Origin of the sequence: Bacillus sp. SIMBA_008, from assembly GCF_046535495.1 — a bacterium.
Taxonomy (GTDB): domain Bacteria; phylum Bacillota; class Bacilli; order Bacillales; family Bacillaceae; genus Bacillus; species Bacillus subtilis.
In genome coordinates this window covers 1-255 of sequence record NZ_JAWRWL010000840.1, presented here as the reverse complement: position 1 = coordinate 255, position 255 = coordinate 1, and the positions used below count along the sequence as shown (strand labels likewise).

Genomic DNA, 255 nt, shown 5'->3' with positions numbered 1-255 from the left:
CGAGCAGCACGACCGAGGCGATGCGGAACGGCATCGGGTCGCGCATGTCCCCGCTGCCGAATCCCAGCAGCGAGGCGACGACCGCGAGGGCGAGCAGCGCCCCGGCGGTGATGGCGACGAAGCGGGGCAGACGGATGCGGGCGTCCGGGGCCTTCCCGCGCTTCGAGCGACCGAAGAACGAGCGCACGAGCACGATGACGAAGACGAGCGCCGACGCGAAGAGGACGATCTTCAGCACGAAGGCGGGGATCATCC

General features: G+C 70.2%; 1 protein-coding gene. It reads right to left on the bottom strand.

The window, feature by feature from the left end:
* Positions 1 to 255: hypothetical protein (locus tag SB658_RS25695; RefSeq protein ID WP_410603285.1), on the bottom strand; the 255-nt coding region annotated here is incomplete at both ends.